This is a genomic window from Pseudomonas sp. HY13-MNA-CIBAN-0226, assembly GCF_040310305.1.
Classification (GTDB): Bacteria; Pseudomonadota; Gammaproteobacteria; order Pseudomonadales; family Pseudomonadaceae; genus Aquipseudomonas; species Aquipseudomonas gregormendelii.
In genome coordinates, this window is record NZ_JBEOPS010000063.1 from 1 (window position 1) to 593 (window position 593).

A 593-nucleotide genomic window follows, 5' to 3' on the forward strand; every position below is an offset into this window, starting at 1 on the left:
GTTCTGGACTGGGCGGGCACCGTTGTTGATTTCGGTTCCTTTGCCCCGACGCAGATCTTTGTCGAGGCTTTCGCCGAGTTTGGCGTCGCTGTCTCTCTGGAAGAAGCCCGCGGCCCGATGGGCATGGGCAAGTGGGACCACATCCGCACGTTGTGCAATCAGCCACAGATCGCCGACCGCTACCACGCAGCCTTTGGCCGCCTACCCACTGATGAAGACGTTACTGCCCTCTACGAGCGCTTCATGCCGCTGCAGATCGAAAAGATCGCTTTGCATTCAGCGTTGATTCCCGGTGCTCTCGATACGATCAACACCTTGCGCGACAACGGCCTGAAAATAGGTTCTTGCTCCGGTTACCCGGCCGTGGTCATGGAAAAAGTAGTGGAGTTGGCGCGCAAGAACGGCTATGTCGCCGACCACGTCGTAGCGACCGATGAAGTACCCAATGGGCGTCCGCACCCGGCCCAGGCCCTGGCCAACGTGATCGCATTGGGCATCAGCGATGTTGCCGCTTGCGTCAAGGTCGACGACACCTGGCCAGGTATTCTTGAAGGCCGCAGCGCTGGCATGTGGACGGTCGCATTGACCTGCTC

At 59.7% G+C, this 593-nt stretch carries 1 protein-coding gene; it reads left to right on the forward strand.

All coding sequences use genetic code 11. From position 1 onward, the window contains the following. On the forward strand, positions 1–593 hold a 593-nt coding region (gene phnX / locus AAEZ05_RS27745), incomplete at both ends, for a phosphonoacetaldehyde hydrolase (RefSeq protein WP_152644224.1).